Origin of the sequence: Rothia nasimurium (genome assembly GCF_928391935.1) — a bacterium.
Taxonomy (GTDB): Bacteria; Actinomycetota; Actinomycetes; order Actinomycetales; family Micrococcaceae; genus Rothia; species Rothia nasimurium_D.
In genome coordinates this window covers 74,602-95,929 of the sequence record NZ_CAKMTD010000005.1, presented here as the reverse complement: position 1 = coordinate 95,929, position 21,328 = coordinate 74,602, and the positions used below count along the sequence as shown (strand labels likewise).

General features: G+C 63.2%; 19 protein-coding genes and 1 riboswitch. Of the genes, 8 read left to right on the top strand and 11 right to left on the bottom strand.

Features of this window, described 5'->3' with window-relative positions; all coding sequences use genetic code 11:
• Positions 1-27 precede the first annotated feature (27 nt).
• Together cls and L7A15_RS06955 are read left to right on the top strand one after the other, a co-directional pair.
• Complete coding sequence (gene cls / locus L7A15_RS06960) at positions 28-1,527, top strand: cardiolipin synthase (protein WP_237208913.1); 1,500 nt, start codon at positions 28-30, stop codon at positions 1,525-1,527.
• Between the two features lie 120 nt (positions 1,528-1,647).
• Positions 1,648-3,084 (top strand): heparan-alpha-glucosaminide N-acetyltransferase domain-containing protein, encoded by a 1,437-nt coding sequence (locus tag L7A15_RS06955; protein WP_237212385.1) that lies wholly within the window; start codon positions 1,648-1,650, stop codon positions 3,082-3,084.
• Positions 3,085-3,186: 102 nt separating this feature from the next.
• On the opposite strand, the gene L7A15_RS06950 is transcribed toward L7A15_RS06955, so the two are convergent.
• Together L7A15_RS06950 and L7A15_RS06945 are read right to left on the bottom strand one after the other, a co-directional pair.
• The gene (locus tag L7A15_RS06950; protein ID WP_237189772.1) at positions 3,187-4,647 is read right to left on the bottom strand and encodes an LLM class flavin-dependent oxidoreductase; all 1,461 of its coding nucleotides are present in this window, start codon (positions 4,645-4,647) and stop codon (positions 3,187-3,189) included.
• A gap of 109 nt (positions 4,648-4,756) precedes the next feature.
• Positions 4,757-4,857: riboswitch (SAM riboswitch) on the bottom strand.
• A gap of 233 nt (positions 4,858-5,090) precedes the next feature.
• Positions 5,091-5,993, bottom strand: a complete 903-nt coding sequence (locus L7A15_RS06945; protein WP_237189771.1) for an endonuclease domain-containing protein — start codon at positions 5,991-5,993, stop codon at positions 5,091-5,093.
• Here L7A15_RS06945 and L7A15_RS06940 point away from each other — a divergent pair.
• From L7A15_RS06940 to L7A15_RS06930, 3 genes are all read left to right on the top strand, one after another.
• Positions 5,992-6,300, top strand: coding sequence for a hypothetical protein (locus L7A15_RS06940; RefSeq protein ID WP_237209078.1), 309 nt, complete (start codon positions 5,992-5,994; stop codon positions 6,298-6,300). The two genes, L7A15_RS06945 and L7A15_RS06940, sit on opposite strands and share 2 nt — an antisense overlap.
• Positions 6,301-6,525: 225 nt before the next feature.
• Positions 6,526-8,634: an AMP-binding protein gene (locus L7A15_RS06935; RefSeq protein ID WP_237209077.1), complete on the top strand. Its 2,109-nt coding sequence runs from the start codon at positions 6,526-6,528 to the stop codon at positions 8,632-8,634.
• 121 nt (positions 8,635-8,755) lie between these two features.
• Positions 8,756-9,205 (top strand): gamma-glutamylcyclotransferase family protein, encoded by a 450-nt coding sequence (locus tag L7A15_RS06930; protein WP_237209076.1) that lies wholly within the window; start codon positions 8,756-8,758, stop codon positions 9,203-9,205.
• Positions 9,206-9,299: 94 nt separating this feature from the next.
• Here the strand turns inward: L7A15_RS06930 and L7A15_RS06925 are convergent, their stop codons facing one another.
• Positions 9,300-10,655 (bottom strand): aminotransferase class III-fold pyridoxal phosphate-dependent enzyme, encoded by a 1,356-nt coding sequence (locus L7A15_RS06925; protein ID WP_237209075.1) that lies wholly within the window; start codon positions 10,653-10,655, stop codon positions 9,300-9,302.
• 64 nt (positions 10,656-10,719) lie between these two features.
• Here L7A15_RS06925 and L7A15_RS06920 point away from each other — a divergent pair, with 64 nt between their 5' ends.
• A complete protein-coding gene (locus tag L7A15_RS06920; protein ID WP_237212384.1) occupies positions 10,720-12,234 on the top strand; it encodes a PucR family transcriptional regulator in 1,515 nt (504 codons plus the stop codon).
• An 88-nt stretch (positions 12,235-12,322) separates the two neighbouring features.
• Here L7A15_RS06920 and L7A15_RS06915 read toward each other — a convergent pair whose 3' ends face one another.
• From L7A15_RS06915 to L7A15_RS06905, 3 genes are all read right to left on the bottom strand, one after another.
• Positions 12,323-13,252 carry an alpha/beta hydrolase gene (locus tag L7A15_RS06915; protein WP_237209073.1) on the bottom strand — a complete coding sequence of 310 codons (930 nt, stop codon included), beginning with the start codon at positions 13,250-13,252 and terminating at the stop codon, positions 12,323-12,325.
• A 75-nt stretch (positions 13,253-13,327) separates the two neighbouring features.
• Positions 13,328-14,785: a flavin-containing monooxygenase gene (locus L7A15_RS06910; protein WP_237201772.1), complete on the bottom strand. Its 1,458-nt coding sequence runs from the start codon at positions 14,783-14,785 to the stop codon at positions 13,328-13,330.
• 37 nt (positions 14,786-14,822) lie between these two features.
• The gene (locus tag L7A15_RS06905; protein WP_237189299.1) at positions 14,823-15,959 is read right to left on the bottom strand and encodes a zinc-binding dehydrogenase; all 1,137 of its coding nucleotides are present in this window, start codon (positions 15,957-15,959) and stop codon (positions 14,823-14,825) included.
• Positions 15,960-16,287: 328 nt separating this feature from the next.
• Between L7A15_RS06905 and L7A15_RS06900 the strand changes: the two genes are divergently transcribed.
• Complete coding sequence (locus tag L7A15_RS06900) at positions 16,288-16,425, top strand: hypothetical protein (RefSeq protein WP_237209072.1); 138 nt, start codon at positions 16,288-16,290, stop codon at positions 16,423-16,425.
• Between the two features lie 136 nt (positions 16,426-16,561).
• Positions 16,562-17,086 carry a hypothetical protein gene (locus tag L7A15_RS06895; RefSeq protein ID WP_237209071.1) on the top strand — a complete coding sequence of 175 codons (525 nt, stop codon included), beginning with the start codon at positions 16,562-16,564 and terminating at the stop codon, positions 17,084-17,086.
• Between the two features lie 2 nt (positions 17,087-17,088).
• Here the strand turns inward: L7A15_RS06895 and L7A15_RS06890 are convergent, their stop codons facing one another.
• The 5 genes from L7A15_RS06890 to L7A15_RS06870 form a co-directional block, all read right to left on the bottom strand.
• A complete protein-coding gene (locus L7A15_RS06890) occupies positions 17,089-17,529 on the bottom strand; it encodes a GNAT family N-acetyltransferase (protein WP_237209070.1) in 441 nt (146 codons plus the stop codon).
• Between the two features lie 210 nt (positions 17,530-17,739).
• The gene (locus L7A15_RS06885) at positions 17,740-18,489 is read right to left on the bottom strand and encodes an amino acid ABC transporter ATP-binding protein (RefSeq protein WP_237209069.1); all 750 of its coding nucleotides are present in this window, start codon (positions 18,487-18,489) and stop codon (positions 17,740-17,742) included.
• On the bottom strand, positions 18,482-19,159 hold the full coding sequence (locus L7A15_RS06880; protein ID WP_237209068.1) for an amino acid ABC transporter permease: 678 nt from the start codon (positions 19,157-19,159) through the stop codon (positions 18,482-18,484). Before L7A15_RS06880 ends, L7A15_RS06885 begins: the two co-directional genes overlap by 8 nt.
• A gap of 56 nt (positions 19,160-19,215) precedes the next feature.
• Positions 19,216-20,046, bottom strand: a complete 831-nt coding sequence (locus tag L7A15_RS06875) for a transporter substrate-binding domain-containing protein (RefSeq protein ID WP_237209067.1) — start codon at positions 20,044-20,046, stop codon at positions 19,216-19,218.
• A 40-nt stretch (positions 20,047-20,086) separates the two neighbouring features.
• Positions 20,087-21,223 (bottom strand): trans-sulfuration enzyme family protein, encoded by a 1,137-nt coding sequence (locus L7A15_RS06870; RefSeq protein ID WP_237209066.1) that lies wholly within the window; start codon positions 21,221-21,223, stop codon positions 20,087-20,089.
• Positions 21,224-21,328: the final 105 nt, after the last annotated feature.

Sequence of the window (21,328 nt, the reverse complement as noted above, 5' to 3'; positions counted from 1 at the left end):
GGCGTCCGAAAACTGTAGACTAGAAGGGTGAACCTTGGCTTACCCTTCATTGAACTGACGAATCTGCCACCTTGGGTGGCTGCCGCACTCATCATCATCGATGTCGTGATTCGTCTGACCGTGATTTTCTGGCTGCCCTACAACCGCAAGCCCGTGGTCGCCCTCGGCTGGCTCATGGCCATCTTCTACATCCCCTACGTCGGCCTGCTCGCCTTCCTCGTCTTCGGTTCCAACCTGGTGCCCCGCCACCGTCGCAGCCGCCAGCGCACCATGAACAACATCATCAAGGACGCCATCGAAGGCAACGACGCCGTGCTTGGCGACCCCATCATCTCAGAACCTGCCCGCGTAGCTGCCAACCTCAACTACAAGCTCGGGGCCCTCCCCCTCATCGGCGGAAACACCTTTGAACTCCGCCACGACAACAACGCGGCCCTGCAAGAAATCGCCGCAAGAATTAACCAAGCCACCAAGTACGTCCACTTCGAGTTCTACATCACCGCCCTCGACACCACCACCGAACCCCTCTGGGACGCCCTCGTCCGAGCCCATCAGCGGGGGGTTGCCGTCCACATCCTGATCGACCATATCGGCTCCCGCAAATACCCCCGCTGGCGGGAACTCCAGCGCAAACTCAACGAAGCCGGGGTCCCCTGGCGCCTCATGCTGCCCCTCAAACCCTGGAAACTCCAGTGGCAGCGGCCCGACCTCCGCAACCACCGCAAAATCGTCGTCATCGACGGCGAACTCGCCTTCGCCGGTTCCCAAAACGCCATCGACAAGAGCTACAACCTCAAGGCCAACCTCAAAAAAGGCCTGGAATGGAAAGACCTCAGCTACTTCTGCACCGGCCCCGTCGTCCACCAGCTCAACGCCGTCTTCATCTCAGACTGGTACGCCGAAACCAAGGAACTGCTCCTCGACGAAATCGTGGCCGATATCGATGCCAACAGCTTCACCAGCCTCGGTGGCACCATGCCCCTAGCCCAGATTGTGCCCTCCGGCCCCGGGTTTGAAACCGAAAACAACCTCCGCCTCATCAACCACCTGATCTACAACGCAGAAGAACGCATTGTCATCTGCTCCCCCTACTTCGTGCCCGAAGAAACCCTGCTCCAGGCCCTCACCAACATGGCCCTCTCCGGGATTGACGTGACCCTAATCGTCTGCGAAAAAGGCGACCAGTTCCTGCCCATCATGGGCCAGCGCTCCTACTACGAGCAGCTACTCAACGCCGGAGTAGTCATCCAGCAGTACCCCGGCCCCACCGTCCTCCATTCCAAGTTCATGATCGTGGACGATGACATCACCTTCATCGGTTCCTCCAACATGGACCCGCGCTCCTTCGCCCTCAACTTTGAAGTCTCCACCTTCATCGTGGGCCGCGACATGGTCAAAGAACTGGACGGAATCGCCACCGACTACATGGCCCGCTGCAAGCGCCTGCGCTACGACGAATGGGTCAACCGCCCCAACCACCAGAAAGTCGCAGAAAACTTCTGCCGCCTCTGGAGCGCCCTACTCTAACCCAGGGGCAGGACGGCCCCGCCCCGGCCCCTCCCCCTCCCGGCTGATATTTGCCAGACACGACCCCCAGGCCAGCTACCCTCCCCTTCCCGGGAGGGAACTGGCCTTACAGTGGGCTCTATGACTACCTCCTCCCCCACCCCGGCGGCCATCCCCGGCGCACCCGCCCCCGAGCAGCCCGCGTCCTCACGCCCCCGCACCCGCAGGGCCTACTCCCCCGCAACCCGCTTCGCCCCACCCCGCATCGCCGGGCTCGACGTCGCCCGGGCCCTCGCCATCATCGGCATGATGGCCGCCCACACCCTCGACTACGCCTCCCCCGTCAGCCTCACCGACCCCACCACCTGGTCAGGGATCGTCGACGGCCGCCCCTCCCTCCTCTTCGCTCTCCTCGGCGGTATCTCCCTAGCCCTCATGACCGGCAAAACCCAGGCCCCCGCCCCCGACGACATGCCCCGCACCCGCCTCGTCCTCACCGGCCGGGCCCTCGCCATCTTCGCTATCGGCCTAGCCCTCGAACAACTCGGCACCAACATCGCCATCATCCTGACCCTCTACGGGGCGCTCTACTTCGTCATGCTCCCCTTCCTACGCCTCCGCCCCGCCGCCCTCCTCGGCTGGGCCGCGGGCTTCGCCGTCCTCGGGCCCATCACCCTAGCAGCCCTCAGCATCCTCATCCCCGCCAACGGGCCAGGCCACAACCTGCTCTTCCAACCCCACTACAACCTGCCCGCCTGGCTCGCCCTCATGCTCACCGGCCTCGCCCTCGGCCGCTGGATCACAGACTGGACCGCCTGGCGCACCGGCCTCACCCTCCTCGGCGCAGGAGCCCTCCTCGCCGCAGCAGGCTACGGGGCAGGCGCCCTCTACACCGCCACCGAACTCCCCAGCGACTCCTCCAGCGTCTCCCCCACAGAACCCACCCCCGGCCTCGACCAGCAACCCGCCAGCGTCCCCGCCGAAGACCTAGACCTCACCGGATACATCTGCGACGACTACGGCGATTTCGTCCTCTGCCAAACCCAGGCAGGCAGCTTCATCGCCGAATACTCCTCCGACTCAACAGCCAGCGGATCCATGCCCATCGACAAGGCAGAAGCCATCAGCTACAACTCCTGGACCGACCACCTGCTCGGGGCCCTAGAAGCAGACTGGTACGGAACCACCGTCGGCGCCCTCCTCACCGCCGACCCCCACAGCGGGGCAACCGCAGAAATCATCGGCTCCGGCGGATTCGCCCTAGCCATCATCGGCCTCAGCCTCCTCGCCGCCCGCCTGCTCTCCGTGGCCCTCTACCCGTTCGCCGCCCTCGGCGCCATGCCCCTGACCGCCTACTCCGCCCACGTCCTCATCTTCTGGCTCGCTTGCGGCCCCGCCGGGCAGATCGTCTCACCGGTCTTCTTCTGGTCCCTCACCGCCGGCCTCGCCCTCTTCGCCTCCATCTGGCTCCTCTTCTTCCAGAGAGGCCCCCTCGAAACCCTCACCCTACATTCAGCTCGGGTCTTCTCAGGGCAAGCAAAGAATCCCCGCCCGGCTCCCGCCCACCGGGCAGACTAAACACGAGGACGCCGCCCCGTGTTTCCCTGCCATCAGGCAGGAAGGTAGGGGGCGGCGTCCTATCAAGGGAGACGTGACAGGGCCCGAAAGGGGCTACACCTACTAGGCGCTCTCAGAGCTTTCAGCCTGCTCAAGCGCCAACTTGAGGAAGTCACGGGCCGGGGTGTCGGCAGCAGAAGGCTTGCCGACGTAGGCGCCCCGGTACTTGGCAGCCGGGTGGCGCTCGTCCACGTACTTGTTGCCCTCACCGAAGAGGCTCTCACGCAGGGTAGTGCCCTCATAGGCGGTGCGGTAGCGGCCGCGCTTCTGTAGCTCGGGAACGACGAACTCAACGAAGTCCTCGAAGGAGCCAGGGGAAACGTGGTAAGCCAGGTTGATGCCGTCCAGGCCGCCCTCGTCAATCCACTTCTCCAGCTCATCGGCAACAGTCTGGGGGGAACCCACCAGAACCGCACCCATGCCGCCGGTGGCGCAGTGCTCGGCGATGTCCTTACGGGTCCACTCCTTCTCCTTATCCTGCAGGGTGAAGGGGGTCAGGAAGGACTGAATCGCAGCGGTTTCAACGTACTTGAGGGCCTCGTCCTCATCGAACTGGTCCAGGTCAAGGCCGCTCCAGCCGCCGATAATGCCCTGGGAGGCCTCAACGTTCTGGTACTTGAGATACTCGGCGTACTTGGCCTGGGCCTTCTCGTCAGTCTCATCGACGACAACGGAAAGCATAGCCAGGATCTTGACATCATCGCGCTTACGGCCAGCCTTCTCAGCCTCATTACGGATACGTTCAGTCAGCACCTTGGTCAGGTGGGGACGCAGGGCGGTGATGAAGATAGCCTCGGCGTGCTGGCCCGAGAAAGCCTGGCCACGCGAGGACGCACCGGCCTGGAAAATCACGGGAGTACGCTGGGGGGAGGGCTCAGTCAGGGCGATACCGGGCACCTGGAAGTACTTGCCCTTGTGCAGGATGGGGTGAACCTTAGAGGGGTCAGCGAAGACGCCATTTTCACGGTCGCGAGGCACAGAGCCGTCCTCCCACGAGCCTTCCCACAGCTTGTAGCAGACATCAAGGAACTCCTCGGCAATCTCATACCGCTCATCGTGCTCAATCTGACCGGGCAGGCCCTGGTTCTCAGCAGCAGACTGCAGGTAGGAGGTCACCACATTGAAGCCCACACGACCACCGGTCAGGTGATCCAGGGTGGAGTAGGAGCGGGCCAGAGTATAGGGCTGGTTGTAGGTCACCGCGGCGGTAACGCCAAAGCCCAGGTGCTCGGTCACAGCGGCCATAGCAGAAATCTGCAGGAAGGGGTCACCCACAGGAACCTGGGCGCCGTCCTTCAGCACGGGGGCTACTGAATCCTTATAAACGTCATAGACGCCCACCACGTCGGCGATAAAAACAGCGTCAAACAGACCCTTCTCGCAGACCTTAGCCAGGTCAGTCCAGTACTTAATAGTGTTGTACTCATCCGCCCGGTTACGGGGGTGACGCCACAGGCCAAAGCTCTGGTGGCTGGTGGTAGTCATATCAAACGCGTTGACGACGATGCGCTTCTTCTCGGTCATGGAACCGGGCCCTTTCACAGGTGGTGCTTAGCCCTCCGCGCCCGTGCTGCCACCGGCGTCCTTACCCAAAGGTAAAAGGCGCCGAGCCTTCGCGAAGGTGGCGCCTGGTGCGCCGTACTTGCATTACTGCCTGATCCTCATCTGGGGCACCCCGCTACGGGAGAGGGTTGCCGCCCAACTAGCCAGAGCTTGACGTTGGGACTCATGATCTTGAAACTCAGTCTAGCCCCACAAGCCAGGGCCCACGCAAACCAGAACCCGCCTGTTTCATATTGTGACCCGTATTGAGCAGTATGACGCCCCGCGCCCCGCCTGAACCCCACACCCTAGGCCCAGCCGCGCCCCACCGTCCGCCCGCGCCCCGCCGTCCGTATCGTGACATGCGGGGTTTCTTTCGAACTGCGGATATTCTTACCGCATCTCGAAAGAAACCCCGCATTTCGCTACCCGGGGGCGAGGCCGGCGTCCAGCAACCACTGCTTCACCCGAAAAGGACGGTCCATCAGATCCCGCCACCGAACCCGAACCACCCGATACCCCAAGTGCTCTATCTCCCGCTGGCGGCGGTGCTCCCGCTGAATCACCTCACGAGAATCACCGTAGGTACCGTCGTACTTCACCTCCCCATCCACCTCAAGAATGACCTTCTCTTCCTCCCACAAAAAATCGGGACGATACAGCCGCCCCTCGCACACCAGCTCAGCCTGCTCACGCGGCCGGGCAAAACCCCACTGAGCGATACGATAACGGGCAATCGTCTCAGCAGGTGACTCCGCCGCCCCGCTCATCAGCTGCTCTACCTCACGAGCCGTGCGTGCCCCTCGTCCGCTCATACCCTGAAGAGATTCACCCAGGTCAACGGCAGAAACAAGCCCTCGATGAAGCATAAAATCAGCCACGCACAAGGCATCAAGTAGGGGCAGGACGCGGGCGCAGTCCAGGACGGTCTGGAGCGGGCTGGTCAGCAGGGCCCCCGCATGAAAGACGCTGTTCGCGCACACTTCCGTCCGCCCGCCCGACACCCTGATGAGCCCTCTCGACCGAGCCCCGTTACCCGACGTACTCACCCACACTTTCTGAGGCAGGGTCAGCAAGGGCGCTCCCCACCAGAGGGCCGCCGAGCTATGACTCAGGACGTAGTTGCTATTGGTCTTGAGCACCCCCACATGGTGGGCCCTGCAGCGGGTGGTGGCGTCCCAAGTGCGCCAGAGGTCCATGGTGGTGTAGGAGTTGTAGCGGAATCTGATGAGCTGCCCTGTCTGGCAGGCTCGCGTGATCGCAGCGGGGCTGTACCCCCTGTGGGCTAGCTCAGATGCTGTGGCAACCGATGTGAAAAGTTGTTCCATGGCAGGTATCTTTGCCCAGCAGGTGAGCTTTGACAAGGAAAAGTGCAGCCTGTGGATATCCCTTCATCGTTTACCTAGGGCTTTTAGGGTGAGAGGTGTCTTTTTTGATGAAGCGTTTGGCTATATGACAAAAGTGCGTCAGAACGCGAGATGCGGGGTTTCTTTCGAACTGCGGGTATTCTTACCGCATCTCGAAAGAAACCCCGCAGTTCATGATGTGAACGGCCCCGGGCAGGACGGCCGCGCCCCGTCACGGGGCGTCACACACGTCAAAGAATGGGCAGGGTTTGGCACCACAGAGAAGTAGCCCTTAACCTGAAAGAGATTTTGTCCATCAAGAGCGATACGAGAGACCTGGCTCTACGACGATCGCAGCAACCACGCCGAGAACCCGAACCCGGACGTCCTGACGCACCAGCCCCACCCCAAGAGCCGCAGGCACTTGACTGGGGGTCAAGGGGTTACAGGTTCATATTGTTCTTTTTCGAGTCCCGGCGCCGGTGCTACAGCCAGCTACCGATGGGAGATACCCTTGGGCGCACCTGCCAATTTTGTCTACACCGACCCCTTCAACCCCACCCCTAACCCGGCGCTGATCTCAGATGAGGCCCGAATCCAGTTCTGGGCTGACCAGGCCAAGGCCCGCCTGACCTGGGGGGAACTTTTCGACGAAGCCAACCCCCACACTTTCGCCAAGCCACAGAGCCTGGGCCTCGATGATGAGGGTATCGAGCAGTTCACCGTGCCCGAGATTAAGTGGTTCGAGGGCGGCAAGCTCAACGTTGCCTACAACTGCGTAGACCGCCACGTCGAAGCGGGTCAGGGCGATAAGGTGGCCCTCTACTTCGAGGGTGAACCCGGTGACCGCGAGGCCATTACCTATGCCGAGCTGCAGCGCCGCGTCGCCAAGGCAGCCCACGGCCTGGAGAAGCTGGGCATCGGCAAGGGGGACCGTGTGGTCATTTACCTGCCGGTGATTCCCGAAACCATCATCTTCACGCTTGCCTGCGCCCGTATTGGCGCTATCCACTCCCTGGTCTTCGGCGGTTTCTCGGCTGAGGCCCTGAAGTTCCGCGTGGAAGACACCGGCGCTAAGGTGCTCATTACCACCGACGGGCAGAACCGCCGGGGCACCGTCGTGCCGGTCAAGGCAACCGCCGACGAAGCCTGCTCGGGTGAGAACAATATCGAGCACGTCATTGTGGTTGACCGCACCGCGGGCACCCCCGAAGCCCACGCCGCTGTGCCCTGGACCGAGGGCCGCGACATCTGGTACCACGACCTGGTCGATGACCTGCCCGACACCCACGACTACCAGCTCTTTGACGCTGAAACCCCCCTCTTTATCATCTACACCTCGGGCACAACCGGTAAGCCCAAGGGTCTGGTACACACGTCCGCTGGCTACCTGACCCAGGTGGCCTACACCCACGCCCTGCTCTTCGACTTGCTCCCCGAGGTTGAGGACGAGCAGGGCCAGCGCCGCGTGGACGAGCTGGCAACCGTCAACGACCCCGCCAAGGTTGAGAACACCGTTCACTGGTGTACCGCCGACCTGGCCTGGGTCACCGCCCACACCTACGAAATCTACGGGCCCCTGCTCAACGGCGTCACCGAGGTCATTTATGAGGGCACCCCCAACACCCCCACCTTTGAGCGCCATTTTGAGGTGCTTGAACGCTACGGGGTCACCAACTATTACACCGCCCCTACCCTGATTCGCTCCCTCATGGGCGCCTTCCCCGACGGCCCGCCGGCGGGCAAGTACGACCTCTCATCGGTACGTCTGCTGGGGTCGGTGGGTGAATCCATCAACCCCGAGGCCTGGCGTTGGTTGCGGACGCACGTGGGCGGGGGCACCGCGTCCTTCATCGATACCTGGTGGCAGTCTGAGACGGGATCAACCGTGTGCTCGCCGCGTCCTCACGACCCCCAGTTCGCGCCAGTTGGCACCTTTGCGGACGACGCCCCCCACACGGCGTCCAAGCCCGGCTGTGCGACCCGGGCGGTTCCGGGTATCTCAACCCGCGTGGTCGATGAGCAGGGGAACCAGGTTGAGCCTGGGGTTCAGGGCTTTATTGTGGTCGATAAGATTGGCCCCTCCATGGCCCGCACGGTCTGGGGTAACCCGCAGCGCTACCTGGATTCCTACTGGCGCCACTACGGCGAGCACGGCTGGTTCCTGGCCGGGGACGGCGCCAAGGTCGATGAGGAGGGCGACGTCTACATTCTGGGCCGTATCGACGATGTTATTAACATTTCGGGCCACCGCCTGTCGACCATTGAGATTGAGTCTGCTCTGGTTACCCATGAAGCCGTGGTAGAGGCCGGGGTCTGTCCGGTGGAGGATGAGCTGACCGGCCACCAGGCGGTTGCTTATGTGACCCTCTCTGAGGCCGGGCGGGCGCTGAGTGCCGAGGAGTTGAAGAAGGCCCTGACCGAGCATATCCGTCACGAGATTGGCCCGATTGCCAAGCCCAAAGACGTCATTGCGGTAGCGGATATCCCTAAGACCCGCTCGGGTAAGATTACCCGCCGTCTGCTCGGTGAGCTCTACCAGGGCCGCGCACTGGGTGACACCTCATCCCTGCAGAATGAGGAAGCCCTGGAGGCTATCGCTCAGGTGCTGGCTGCCCGCTAAACGCCAGGCCGAATGACTGAGTGCCCACCTTTCTTTCGAGTGCCCGTAAAACGTACGGACTTTCGAAAGAAAGGTGGGCATTTACGTCGGCGGGGGCGGGGTAGCTTTCTACCATAGACCTATGACCACTAGCCCCACCCCAGCCCACTACCCTGTTTTCGTCTACGGCACCCTGCGCCCCGGCATGAGCAACAACCACTGGTTTCGCGGGGCAGACGCCAACCGCACCAGCGCCCTGATCACCGGCTACGAGCTCGTCACCAACGGCGAATACCCCTACCTGCTCCCGGCCCTGCCCGGGCAGGACGGCCGCGCCCCGCTCGTCCGCGGCACCCTGGTTTTTGTGGACCCGGCCGACTGGGAGGCTGTAGCTGCCTCCCTTGACGAACTAGAGGGCACCGACCCCACCCGGCCCGTCCACGACGACAACCTCTATAACCGGGTCCTGGCCGAAGTCACTACCGAGGATGGCCAGACCCATACCGCCTGGGTCTATATCCCGCCCCAGGCTGCCCATGCCCGCCTGCGCGAGCGCTACCCCGTCGTCCCCGGCGGGGAATGGACCGAATAAGGCCTACCCACAGCAAACCCCCGCAGCCCTCACAGGGGCGGCGGGGGTTTGCCTGACAGTAACTATTTTGAGGGAGCTAACCCCGTACAGGGGTTTACTTGGCAGCCTCCAGGATTGCCTCGCGCAGGACGCCGAGGCCGTCGCGCAGCAGTTCCTCGCTGATGACCAGCGGGGGCAGCAGGCGCAGGACGTTGCCGTAGGTGCCGCAGGTCAGGGTCAGGACGCCCTGCTTGTGGCAGGCAGCGGACACAGCCTTGGTGATGTCGGCCAGGGGCTCCAGGTTGGAGTCTGCGAATTCGATAGCCAGCATGGCACCGCGGCCACGGACCTGGGCGACGATTCCGGTTTCGGCAACGAGCGGTTCAAGGATCTCGCGGGCGACGCGCTCAATCATGCGGGCGTTCTCAAGGACGGCGCCGTCCTCGAGCTGCTCGAAGACAGCCAGGGCTGCTTCACAGGCCAGCGGGTTGCCGGCGTAGGTGCCGCCGAGGCCGCCAGCGTGGGGGGCGTTCATGATGTCGGCGCGGCCGGTGACAGCTGACAGGGGCACGCCGTTGGCCAGGGCCTTAGCGGAGAGGACGAGGTCGCCAGCGACGCCTTCGTGCTCGGCGGCGTAGAGGGTGCCGGTGCGGCCGATACCGGCCTGGATTTCGTCGATGACCAGTACGATGCCGTACTTATCAGCCAGGGCGCGCAGGCCGGGCAGGAAGCCCTTGGCGTGGACGATGAAGCCACCTTCACCCTGGATGGGTTCGATGACCATAGCGGCGAAGGTTTCGGGGCCGCGCTCGGTCAGGGTCTTTTCAACGGCGGCCAGGGCATTGGCGGTGATTTCCTCTTCGGTGGCGCCACCGGCTGCAGGACGCAGGGGGTTGGCTGAGGCAGCACGCACGACTTCGCCGGGCATGGGGCCGAAGTTGAGGCGGTAGGGGTTTTCCTTGGCGGTCATGGCCATGGTCAGCAGGGAGCGGCCGTGGTAGGCCTCGTCGAAGACCAGGACGTTGGGGCGGCCGGTGTAGGAGCGGGCGACCTTGATGGCGTTCTCGACGGCTTCGGCGCCGGTGGAGAAGAGGCCGGTGCGCTTTTCGAAGTCACCGGGGGTGTGCTCGTTGAGCCACTGGCAGACCTTGGTGAAGGAGTCGTATTCGGTGACCATGAAGCAGGAGTGGGTGAACTTGGCTGCCTGGGCAGCGACGCGCTCGGCGACCTTCTGGTTGGAGGCGCCGAGGCTGGTGACGGCGATGCCGGAGGCGAAGTCGATGAGGCGGTTGCCGTCGACGTCCTCGATGATGCCGCCGCCTGCGCGTTCTACGAAGACGGGCAGGGTGACGCCGAAGCCGTTGGTGACGTGCTTGAGGCGCTCAGCGTGCAGGGCGGTTGATTTGGGGCCGGGGACCTCGGTGGCGAGGTGGCGGCTCTGGGGTACTGAGTTGTTTACAGTTTCGTTCATAGCCACATACTAGGAATTATGACGGGCCCCTGAGTGTGCATTTTTGCCGGGTGGGGGGTGTGCTATGGATAATATGACCATGGTCTCACTGCGTGAACTTCAACAAAAACTCGATACGGCCCTGGTGCCGGTGTCTGAGGAGGGGCAGGTTTCTGCCCATGAGCTGAGCGGCGTGCATCTTTCTGAGCTGCTTGACCCCACCCCCTACCTGTCGGGTGGGGAGCTTTTGCTGACGACAGGTATGGCTTTTGAGAACTCCTGTAAGGCGGTGCCGGATTATGTGTCCCGCCTGGTCGCAAAGGGGGTTAAGGCTCTGGGTTTCGGGGTTGGCCCGGTTTTTCCCGAGATACCTGAGGCAGTTCGGAGCGAGTGTGCCCGCCAGGGCCTTGAGCTGCTGATTGTGCCTGATGAGGTGACCTTCCAGCAGATTACCCGCACCTACTGGCACCTTGCGGACGAGGGCGGCCAGGCTGAGCTGAAACGCACCCTGGGGTTGCAGACGGCCCTGGTGCGGGAGGTGGTGCGTCCGGACGGCATTAAGGCGGTTTTGCGCCGTCTGGGCCAGTTTGTGGGTGGTTGGGCTGCCTACCTGCCGGCGACTGGTGCGGCTGCTGTGGTGTGGCCTGAGACGGCTGAGGCGTATGTGCGGAAGTTCCGTCAGGCAGAGGAACGCACTAAGCAGGGGAACGCGAACGCCCCGCTCAGCTATGAGGCCAACGGGCAGATTATTCTCAAGTACCCGGTGTCATCCGGGGAGAAGAGTTACGGCCACCTTATGGTGGGGTCGCCGCGTCGGCTAACGGCAGCGGACGCCCAGGTGGTGGCTACTGTCTGCACCCTCTTGCTCATGAAGATCCGCCAGCGGGAAAGCTACACTGCTGGCATCGCGACCCTGGGCGCTGCCGTGGTTCGGCTCCTTGCCGGTGGCCATGCGGACGCCGCCCGCCTGCTCTCTGAGAATGTCGGCATGGGTGAGCTTCCCGCCCGTATGCACGTTGTGGGTATCAAGGGCGACGGCCGGGAGGACCCCAACGACTGGTTGCGCGTCTTGCCCCTGCTCGAGCGGACCCCGAACGTCCCCGTCCTCGATTCTGCCCTCGAAGAGACCCAGCTGCGCCTGCAAGAGGACGGCATCTTGCTCCTTCTCATCACCGAGAAAGCGGCTTCGTCCGCCAGCCCCCGGGCCGCCGCAAACGACTGGTGCCGGGCTGCCACCGTCAGCGCCATGATGAGCGACGCCGTGCTCCTGCACGAGCTACCCGCCGCCGTGGACGCCGTCCGCCGCGGCCTGCGCCGGGCCGAGCCGGGCTACTTCTCTAAGGTCGGCGGCTACGACCGCAGCCGCGCCGAAGAATGGGTGGCCACCCTACTCGAATACGACCGTTCCGACCTGCTCGGCACCGTCGCCGCCTACCTGCGTCACCGGGGCCAGTGGGAGCCAACCTCCCGCGAACTCGGCGTCCACCGCAATTCGGTGCGCCACCGTATCGAAACCGCCCAGAACCTCCTCGGCGTTGACCTCGGCGACCCCGACGTCTTCGCCCCCCTCTGGCTGGCCCTGCGCGACCGCGTCGACTAGCCCCGTCCCCAGAGAAGGCCGAAGCCCCACCCCCTACCCAGAGGGCAGGAAGGGTGGGGCTTCGACGTCCTTGCATCAAGCCTGAAGGCTAGACGCGCTCCCGAATGAAGGCAGCGGCGGCACGCACCTCGTCGCGGCCTACGGGAAGAATACCGGCCGAGGTAAAGAGGCCGTGGGCGTAACCGGGCAGGTGGTGGCTAACCACCTCAACACCCGCGCGGGCCAGCTTCGCAGCGTAATCAATGCCCTCATCGGCAAGGGGGTCGTGCCCAACGGTCACGACGTAGGCCGGGGCCAGGCCCTCCGGGACATCAGCGAGGGCGGGGCTCAGCTCGGGGGCTGACAGGTCAACCTCAGCGGGCACATAGGCGGCAGTGAAGTGCCGCATAGTCTCAGCTACCAGGGGGTAGCCTTCCGTGACGCGCTGGTAGGACTCGCTACTCATGGTCAGGTCCAGCACCGGGTACAGCAAGACCTGGGCCAGCACCGGAACGGTCGCCTCGGTGTTCTCTCGGGCAATCACCGCAGCCAGGTGGCCACCGGCGCTATCGCCTGCCAGGACCACGCCGCTGACGGCCAAACCGTGTTCTGTGCTGCCGGTGAGCCAGGTGAGGGCCTCGCGGCAGTCATCGTGAGCGGTCGGGTACAGGTATTCGGGGGCCAGGCGGTAATCTACTGCCAGCAGAGGGATACCGGCATCCGCGGCCAAGGCCCGGCACAGGCCGTCGTGGGTATCAAGATCGCCAATACCCCAGCAGCCACCGTGGAAGAAAAGAATCACAGGGGTGGGCCCGAAAATCTCACCGGGAGTGTAGAGCCGCACCGAAAAATTGCCGAGGTCGTAGTCGGTTACCTGGGCCATCTGGGCGGCCGGAATCCCGTTCTTCGCGCAGGAGGCCCGGTAGTTGGTGCGGGCGGTTCCCAGCTCAAGGGTATGGAAGGAGGGCGAACCAGCGGCCCGGAAGGCCTCAATGACGGCCGCTGCGTCCGCGGCAAGGGGCGGGTAGGAGTTAGTCATGGTGGGTGTTCTCCTTTGCTCTGCTTAAGGGAAAGGACGCCGGTGGCTTGGTTCACCGGCGCCCTAACGGGGTTCTTAGGCGGTCAGGCCGTAGTCTTCAAGGTTGAGGGTTTCGGTCAGCTCAACGAACTCGTTGACGGTGCCACCCCAGTTGTTAATGACGCGGCCATCTGCGTTCTTGTACCAGCTGGAGCAGTCTGAGGAGAAGGCTGAACCGGCGAGGGTGTTCTGCAGCTCGTCGTTGAAGCGGTTGATGACCTCTTCGCGGACGTCCAGGGGCTGCTCGGGGTTCTGCTGCAGGTGCTTGACAGCCTGAACAACGTACTTCTGGGCGGGCTCCAGCATGGAGACCACGGAGTTGTGGTTGAGGTTGGTGTTGGGGCCGTACATCATGAAGAAGTTGGGGAAGTGGTCAACTGCCATACCCAGGTAGGCTTCGGGGGCGTCGCCCCAGCGCTCGTCCAGGGTGAGACCGCCGGTGCCGGTGATGACGGTGCTACGGCCGAAGGCCTGGGACTGGAAGCCGGTTGCGTAGATGATGACGTCGAATTCGCGTTCTACACCGTCGACGGTCTTGATGCCCTTGGGGGTGATTTCTGAGATGCCTTCGGTGACCAGTTCAACGTTGTCGCGGGTGAGGGCGGGGTAGAACTCGTCAGAGCGCAGGATGCGCTTGCAGCCGTAGTCGTAGTCGGGGGTGAGCTTTTCGCGCAGCACGGGATCGGTGATGTGCTTTTCCAGGTGCTCGCGGGCCATGGCGACGCCTTCTGCGGAGGCTTCGGTGCCGCGACGGGTGCGCTCAAAACCGGCTTCGCGGAAGTCGTGGATTTCCTGGCGGATCTTGCGGTAGGAGTCGGGGTTGGAGACGAACTCAGCGGTCTCTTCTGCGGTGAAGATGTGCTGGTCGCGGGGCAGGATGTAGTTGGCGGAGCGCTGGAAGACGGTGACCTGCTCAGCGATCTTGGCGATTTCGGGGACGTACTGGACGGCGGTGGCGGCGTTACCGATGGAGGCAACACGCTTGCCGGTCAGGTCGAGGTCGTGGCGCCAGTTGGCGGAGTGGAAGCGCTCCCCCTCGAAGCTCTCGGTGCCGGGGAAGGCGGGGATATTGGGTTCGGAGAGCTGGCCCCAGGCGGCAACCAGGGTGCGGGCGAGGAGTTCGTCGCCGGTGCCGGTCTTGATGACCCAGAGCTTGCGGTCTTCGTCCCAGGTAGCGTGGGTGACTTCGGTGTTGTAGCGGATGCGCTCGTCGAGCTTGAACTCGGTGGCGAGGTCCTTGAGGTAGTTCTGCAGTTCTTCCTGGCCAGCGTACATGCGGGAGACGCGCAGGTTCAGGAAGTAGCTGAAGCAGTAGATAACGGCCTGGGTGTCGCAGGCTGCACCGGGGTAGGTGTTTTCGCGCCAGACGCCGCCGATTTCGTCGGCCTTTTCGAGGATGAGGAAGTCTTCGATGCCGTCCTGCATGAACTGGGCGCCCTGGCCGAGGCCGCCGTAGCCGGCACCGATGATGATTGCGTCGTAGATGTGTGACATGGGGTCTTGCTCCTTTACAAGGGGTTTTCGTGTGGTGTTAGAACTTGATGATTTGGCGAAGGGCTGCACCGTTGTGCAGGGCGTCCATGGCTTCGTTGATCTGGTCGAGTTCGATGTGTGCTGAGATGAGGCCTTCTACGTTGAGCTTGCCATCGCGCCAGAGCTGTTCGTAGATGGGGATGTCGTGGGAGGGCACTGAGGTGCCCAGGTAGCTACCGGCAATCGTCCGAGCCTCAGCGGTGAGGGCCAGGGGGTCGATGACGGTCTCGGAGCCGGGGGCGGGCAGGCCGACGGTGACGGTGATACCGCCAGGGCCGGTGATCTTGATGGCGGTTTCGAGGGCCTTTGCGTGGCCGGCGGCTTCGATGACTGCGTCGAATTTCTTACCGGCTGCTGCCTGTTCGAGGGCTTCGGGGCTGGTGAGGGCGTCCGTTGCGCCGAGTTTCTTGGCCATCTCGAGCTTGTCGGGCTGCATATCGACACCGACGACCTCTTCAACACCCAGGGCGCGGGCTACGATGAGGGCTGCCATGCCAACACCGCCCAGGCCGACGATGGCGACGCGGGAGGTCTTTTCGGGCTTGGCGACGTTGAGGACGGCGCCGCCGCCGGTGAGCAGGGCACATCCCAGGAGGGCTGCGACGTCGGCGGGGACGTCGTCGCCGACGGGCACGACGGAGCGCTGGTCAACGACGGTGTAGGTGGCGAAGCCTGAGACACCCAGGTGGTGCTGGACGGTTTGGCCGTCGCGGGTGAGGCGGCGGGCGCCGGAGAGGAGGGTGCCTTCGGTGTTGGAGGCGGTGCCGGGGATGCAGGGGGTCTTGCCGTTGGAGGCGCAGCCGGAGCATTCGCCGCAGCGGGGCAGGAAGGTCATGACGACCCGCTGGCCGACTTGAAGATCGGTGACGCCTTCGCCGAGTTCTTCGATGATGCCGGCTGATTCGTGGCCGAGCAGCATGGGGACGGGCCGGGGGCGGTTGCCGTTGACCACAGAAAGGTCTGAGTGGCAGAGCCCTGCGGCTTCGATTCGGACGAGGATTTCGCCGGGGCCGGGGGCGTCGAGCTGGAGTTCTGAGACGGTGATGGGGTGGGTTTCAGAGTAGGGTTCTGCTGCCCCTATGCGTTCGAGGACGGCGCCGCGGATGGTGCGCTGACGGGTGGGGGTGGTGGTCATGGCCGTTGCCCTCCTTTGGGTGTCGGTCGTGGCGGCGCACCGGAGTTGGTGCCTGTGCGTTATCAATTTCGATACTAAAAAGAGATAACCCACCACTTATAGACAGAATGACCTAGGCCACAGGGCGATTTGGTGAAAGTGTCTAAGTGAGGCAGAGCTGTGCTACCGGCTTTATGGGGGCGGATGTCCGTCGCCACCTTAAAACACATCACCCCCTCGGCTCTCCCACCACCCCCGTGATTTTCGAGGGGGTCAAGAGAGAAATGAGGGGGTGAAGCAGGTGGCACGGTGCCAGGTTGGTCCAAACACCCAGACCGGGCGTCCCGGCATGAGTAATAATCGCTGGTTCTGCGGGGCTGATTCTAACCGTACTGACGCGACTATTACCGGCTACAAGCTGGCCACAAACGACTCCTGTCCCTACCTGCTCCCGGCGTCCGCGCCGGTCAGCAGCAACGCCGGGTAGGACGCCCCCGCCCAGCTTCGCGCGACGGGTGGGTGCCCGGGGCTGCTGACCCAGGAAATGCGGATTATCGACGAAGAAACAGCCCGAACCCACCGCGAGGGGCGGGCCTAAGGCGGGTGCAAATAGAATAGAGGGCATGTCACACCGCACTAAGCAGGCCCGTATGATTGAGGGCCTCTCCCCCAGCAATGCCGCCCACCGTATCTCGGCCTACACTTACGGCAATATTTTGGCCCTGGGTGCGCTCGTCCTGGTATCTGCTGAGGATATTGAGCACGGGCACGCACTCGTCGTCTTGCTGGCGACCGGCTTGACCACCTTCTTGGCGCACTTCCTGGCTGAGAGCCAGGAGCACCGCCTTCTTCACGGCAATGGGCTTACCAAGGCTGATGTTAAGGACGCCCTGCGTAACGCTGTGCCGATTGTCAGCTCTACTCTGACGCCGGCTTTCTTCCTCGCGCTGGCGATGTTCCATCTGGTGCCGGGCAAGGTCAGCTGGCACCTGGCGGTACTAGCGCTGGTGGGCCGCCTGTTCTCGGTCGGTTTTGTGGTTGCCCACTACCGCAAAGAAAGCGTCACCTTCCGCACCCTTCTTGGCGGCATTATCTTCGCTGTGCTGGGCTTTACAGTGGCTGTCTTGAAGGCTGTGCTGACCCACTAGCCTTACGGTTTAACAGTAAATTGTGCCAGGGTCACGCAGCCGTAGCCCTCGACGGGCTTGAAGCCTCTACCCCGGTAAAGGTCAATCACGTGCTGGTTGCTAGGGTGGGCGTCTGTGGTGATGTAGACCTGGCGGACGCCACCCACGGCGTCCAACGCCATGTCGAGTAGGTGGGAGCCCAGGCCGGACCTCTGAAAGTCCGGGTTAATGAGTAGGTCTTGAATATAGCTAATGCTGACCCCATCGCCGACGACCCGCACCAGCCCTGCGAGTCGGCCGGTGGCGTCCTCGCGGGCCACCGCCAGGTAAAGGCTACCGGTGCACATGGGCACCAGGTCTTCAGGGTGGTCGGTGTAAGCACTCCACCCAACAGAGGTATAGAGATCTACCAGTTCCTGCTGGCTGGGTACCAGACCTACTGAAAAAGTAAAAGCGGTGTTCATGGGCAAAACTTTACCGCGCACTTATCCCTGAAAATACAGTTCAACAATTTACCGGTAGCCCCTCTGCGATCCTCTGGTGTTAACACATCACCCCCTCGACTCTCCCACCACCCCCGTGATTTTCGAGGGGGTCAAGAGAGAAATGAGGGGGTGAAGCAGATGGCACGGCGCCAGGTTGGTCCAAACACCCAGACCGGGCGTCCCAACTCCTTAGATGCGGTAGTCCGTCATTTCGAAGATCTGCAGGAAGCGCTGGATGCGTTCGTTGTCGGAGGCGAAGAAGGCTTCGGGGGCGCCGTTGTAGAGGACGTTGCCGCCGTCGAGGAATACGATGCGGTCGGCGACCCGGCGGGCGAAGGCCATGTTGTGGGTAACGACCACCAGGGAGCGCTTTTCGCGGGCCAGGTCGATGAGCACACGAATAACCTCGGCTTCAAGCTCGGGGTCAAGGGCGGAAGTGGGCTCGTCAAAGAGCAGGTAGTCGGGGGCAACCGCCAGGGCGCGGGCAATGGCGACGCGCTGCTGCTGGCCGCCGGAGAGGTTATCGGGGTAGGCGTCCGCCTTATGCCCCAGCCCCACCTTTTCCAGCAGGTCGCGCGCGAGCTGGGCGGCGGCGTCCTTACCCATCTTGCCGTTGAGCACCGGGGCCAGGGCCACGTTCTGCTCGGCGGTGTAGTGGGGGAAGAGGTTGAAGTTCTGGAAGACCATGGCCGAGTGCTTGCGGATGGTGCGTACCTGCTCGTCGGTCAGGCCGGTGGCGAAGTCCACCGAGTCGCCCTCAATAGTGAGGACGCCGGACTCGGGGGTTTCGAGCAGGTTCAGGCAGCGCAGCAGGGTGGATTTGCCTGAGCCGGAGGGGCCGAGAATGACCGTGGTTTCGCCGTTGTCGAGGTCCAGGGAGATGTCACGCAGGATGGTGTTCTCGCCGAAGCTTTTGGTGAGGTTCTTCAGGCTAAGCATGGGAGCTCCTTAGATAACGGCTGGTGCGCTTCTCCAGGGCACGCTGGGCGAGGGAGAGAAGAGTGAAGATGACCAGGTAAATGGCGGCTACTTCAAGGTACATGGCCAGGGGTTCGAAGGTGCGGGCGGCGACCTGCTTGCCGGAGTGGAAGAGATCAACCATGGAGATCACCGAGACCAGGGAGGTGCCCTTGACCAGGTCGATCAGGTCGTTGCCCAGCGGGGGCAGGGCGATGCGGGTGGCCTGCGGGATGACGACGTGGCGCAGGGTCTGCATCTTGGTGAAGTTGAGGGTGCGGGCAGCTTCAAACTGGCCGCGCGGAATGGAGGCGTAGGCTGAGCGGAAGGTCTCTGCCACATAGGCTCCGGTGTTGAGGCTCAGCGCGATGATGGCGGCGGGCCAGGTGTCGAGGGTGATGCCGATGCGGGGTAGCCCGTAGAACACCAGGAAGAGCTGCACTAGAAGCGGGGTGCCGCGGAAGAACCACACGAAGGCTGTGGCTAGCCAGTTGAGCGGGTTGTAGCGGCTGAGGTTGCGGGCGGCGGTGGCCAGCAGACCCAGCACCAGTGCGAGCACGAAGGAGATGAGGGTCAGCGGGATGGTCACCTGCACGGTGGCCAGCAGCAGGGAGGGCAGGGATTGTGCCCAGAGTTCTAGGTAGCGGTCCATAGTGTTCTACGGGTTACTTTCGGTTCGGACGCCGGGGTTCGGCTAGCCGCGTGTGGCTAGGCCTTGGGGCTGAGGTCGATGCCAACGTACTTTTCGTAGATGGCCTTGAAGTCGCCGTTGTCCAGGTGCTTGGCGATGGAGTCGTTGATGGCGGTCTGCAGGGTGGTGGCGCCCTTGGGCATCAGGATTGCTGATTCGGAGGCGTCGCCGAGTACGCCATCAAGCAGGCGGATGGGGGCGTCAGGGTGCTGCTCCTGGTAGTAGGCGAAGGTGACGGCGTCGTTACCGCAGGCGTCGACGCGGCCGGTGAGTACCTGTTCGATGGCTTCGTCAAAGCCGGTCACGATGGTCATCTGGGCGCCTGCTTCTTCGAGCAGGGTGCGGAAGTTGGAAGTCTCTGAGGACGCTGCAGTGGCGCCGTTGAGGTCGGCGATGGTCTGCAGGCTGGATTCCTGCAGGACGGCTACCTTGCCTTCTGAGGCGACGTAGGGGTTGGAGAAGTCGTACTTCTGCTTGCGCTCTTCGGTGGGTGAGACGTTGTTGATGACGATGTCGTAGCGGTCGGCGTCAACACCGGCGATCAGGGAGTCCCAGGGGGTTTCGGTGTATTCGGCGGTAACGCCCAGGTCGGCGGCGATCAGGTCGCCGATTTCCTTTTCCATGCCCACGAGTTCGCCGGCTTCGTTGTGGTAGTTCCAGGGGGCGAAGGTGCCTTCGAAGCCGATGCGGATCTTACCGGCATCCTTGATGGCCTGCAGCTTATCGGCTGCGGCAGAGGAGTCGGAGGAGGTGGTGGATGATGAGGATGAGCCGCAGGCGGCCAGGGCCAGGGCGAGTGCGGACGCGCCAGCTGCGGTGAGCGCGGTACGGCGGGTGATGTTCTGCATGGGGGTACCTTTCGGTGATTGTGTTGTGGAAAAGGAAGGCTTAGGCGGCGTCGAGGGCGCCGATGATATCGGCACGCAGGTCCTCAACGTCCTCAATACCAACGGCTACGCGCACCAGGCGGGTGGTGAGGCCGGCGTCGTCACGGTCTTCTGGGGAGTAGGCGCCCTGGGTCATGGTGGTGGGTAGGCAGACCAGGGACTCAATGCCGCCGAGGGAGACGGCGAAGGTGAAGACCTTGAGGGAGTCGAGGAAGGCCTTGATGTCGTGGCCTTCCTTGACGGTGAAGGAGAAGAGGGCGCCCTTGCCGGTGGCCTGTTCGGCCTGGATCTGAGCTTCTTCGGTGCTGTAGGAGCCGGGGAAGTAGACGGTTTCGACGGCGGGGTGGGCGGCGACGGCTTCGATGAGGACGTCGGCGTTGGCCTGCTGGCGCTCCATGCGCAGGGCTAGGGTCTTGACGTTCTGTAGTAGGCGGTAGGAGTCGATGGGTGAGAGCACGCCGCCGGAGATCAGCTGGGCCTTGAAGAGCTTGTCGGCTAGGTCTGCGTTGTTGGTGGTGGCGACGCCGGCGAGCAGGTCGCCGTGACCGGCTAGGTACTTGGTTGCTGACTGCACGACGATATCTGCGCCGAGTTCTAGGGGCTTTTGCAGGTAGGGGGTCATGACGGTGTTGTCGACGACCAGCAGGGCCCCGTGGCGGTGGGCCAGCTCGGCGACCTTCTTGATGTCAGTGACGCGCAGGGTGGGGTTGGAGGGGGTCTCAATGAAGACCATGCCCACGTTCTTACCCTCGAAGTGGGCGTCGGAGAGGGTGGAGAGGTCGTAGACCAGTTCGTGGTTGACGCCGCGCTTGGGGAGTTCGATGGTGGCGAAGCGGTAGTTGCCGCCGTAGACGGGCATGCCCATGATGAGGGTCTGGCCGTGTTCTAGGATTCCCATGGCAGCGGCGGTGGCGCTCATGCCGGAGGCGTAGAGGAAGGCGTGTTCGGCACCTTCGATGGCGGCGAGGGTGGTTTCTGCCTTGGAGCGGGTGGGGTTGCCGCCGCGCTGGTATTCGAAGGGGCCTTCGGTGCCGTCGGTGGGCTGGCCGAAGGTGGAGGCGGTGTAGATCGGGGGCACGACGGCCTGTTCTTCGTTGGAGTGGACGGCGTGAATGGCGCGAGTGGTAAAGCCTGCCATGGTTTTCCCTTTCGTGGTTGAGCGGTGGGTATCGCTACAGCCTACACCCGATACTTGCAAGGGAAATAATTATTGTTACGCATTTATGACGCGCTTCTTGGGCAA

What these genes read in the sequence shown, in the direction of transcription:
- L7A15_RS06885 (WP_237209069.1), bottom strand. Translation starts at nt 18,489, where the DNA reads ATGCTTAGCCTGAAGAACCTCACCAAAAGCTTCGGCGAGAACACCATC.
- L7A15_RS06940 (WP_237209078.1), top strand. Translation starts at nt 5,992, where the DNA reads ATGGCAGGTATCTTTGCCCAGCAGGTGAGCTTTGACAAGGAAAAGTGC.
- L7A15_RS06880 (WP_237209068.1), bottom strand. Translation starts at nt 19,159, where the DNA reads ATGGACCGCTACCTAGAACTCTGGGCACAATCCCTGCCCTCCCTGCTG.
- L7A15_RS06875 (WP_237209067.1), bottom strand. Translation starts at nt 20,046, where the DNA reads ATGCAGAACATCACCCGCCGTACCGCGCTCACCGCAGCTGGCGCGTCC.
- L7A15_RS06925 (WP_237209075.1), bottom strand. Translation starts at nt 10,655, where the DNA reads ATGAACGAAACTGTAAACAACTCAGTACCCCAGAGCCGCCACCTCGCC.
- L7A15_RS06905 (WP_237189299.1), bottom strand. Translation starts at nt 15,959, where the DNA reads ATGACCACCACCCCCACCCGTCAGCGCACCATCCGCGGCGCCGTCCTC.
- L7A15_RS06895 (WP_237209071.1), top strand. Translation starts at nt 16,562, where the DNA reads ATGTCACACCGCACTAAGCAGGCCCGTATGATTGAGGGCCTCTCCCCC.
- L7A15_RS06900 (WP_237209072.1), top strand. Translation starts at nt 16,288, where the DNA reads ATGAGTAATAATCGCTGGTTCTGCGGGGCTGATTCTAACCGTACTGAC.
- L7A15_RS06945 (WP_237189771.1), bottom strand. Translation starts at nt 5,993, where the DNA reads ATGGAACAACTTTTCACATCGGTTGCCACAGCATCTGAGCTAGCCCAC.
- L7A15_RS06955 (WP_237212385.1), top strand. Translation starts at nt 1,648, where the DNA reads ATGACTACCTCCTCCCCCACCCCGGCGGCCATCCCCGGCGCACCCGCC.
- L7A15_RS06890 (WP_237209070.1), bottom strand. Translation starts at nt 17,529, where the DNA reads ATGAACACCGCTTTTACTTTTTCAGTAGGTCTGGTACCCAGCCAGCAG.
- L7A15_RS06870 (WP_237209066.1), bottom strand. Translation starts at nt 21,223, where the DNA reads ATGGCAGGCTTTACCACTCGCGCCATTCACGCCGTCCACTCCAACGAA.
- L7A15_RS06930 (WP_237209076.1), top strand. Translation starts at nt 8,756, where the DNA reads ATGACCACTAGCCCCACCCCAGCCCACTACCCTGTTTTCGTCTACGGC.
- L7A15_RS06915 (WP_237209073.1), bottom strand. Translation starts at nt 13,252, where the DNA reads ATGACTAACTCCTACCCGCCCCTTGCCGCGGACGCAGCGGCCGTCATT.
- L7A15_RS06950 (WP_237189772.1), bottom strand. Translation starts at nt 4,647, where the DNA reads ATGACCGAGAAGAAGCGCATCGTCGTCAACGCGTTTGATATGACTACC.
- L7A15_RS06920 (WP_237212384.1), top strand. Translation starts at nt 10,720, where the DNA reads ATGGATAATATGACCATGGTCTCACTGCGTGAACTTCAACAAAAACTC.
- L7A15_RS06910 (WP_237201772.1), bottom strand. Translation starts at nt 14,785, where the DNA reads ATGTCACACATCTACGACGCAATCATCATCGGTGCCGGCTACGGCGGC.